The sequence below is a fragment of the Aminobacter sp. P4_D5 genome (assembly GCF_056401815.1).
On sequence record NZ_JBFUIP010001217.1, the window covers coordinates 1 to 556 of the forward strand.

At 70.0% G+C, this 556-nt stretch carries 1 protein-coding gene; it reads right to left on the reverse strand.

Features of this window, described 5'->3' with window-relative positions; genetic code table 11:
- A partial coding sequence (locus tag AC1DWF_RS37585; RefSeq protein WP_476843499.1) for an ABC transporter transmembrane domain-containing protein occupies positions 1-536 on the reverse strand: 536 nt, incomplete at its 3' end.
- Positions 537-556 lie beyond the last annotated feature (20 nt).

A 556-nucleotide genomic window follows, 5' to 3' on the forward strand; every position in this document is an offset into this window, starting at 1 on the left:
AAGAAGGCCTGCAGGCGGCGGAAGGATTGGCGGGCGGCCACGAACTGCTTCCAGGAGCCGACAACCTGCTCGATCGGTGCCAGGGCGCGTCCCATGACGATGGATGCGGCGATGGAGGCGCCGGCGGTCATCTCCTGTTGCAGCACGAGCCAGGCGCCGAGCCCGAGGATCGCGAGCTGGACGGCGAGACGGGAGAAGCGCGTCATGCCGACGATCCAGCTCGCGCGGTTCGCCGCTCGCCGCTGGGGTGGCAGCATGCGCGCCACCTCCTCGCGCCAGCGCGACAGCACTGCGGGCAGCATGCCCATGCTGTCGATCACCTCGGCATTGCGCCCGATAGCCTCGGCGCGCCGCTGGCTGGCCTGCGCCGCGACATTGGCTTCGCGCAGGAGCTGCGTGGTCACCGCCTCGTTCAGCAGCGTCAGTGCGAGCAGCAGCAGCGTGCCGCCCAGCGCGACGGCGCCCAGGAGAGGGTGCAGCAGGAAGATCACGAAGAGGTACACCGGCGCCCAGGGCAGGTCGTAGATCGCCAGCATGCCGGATGAGCCGAGGTAGC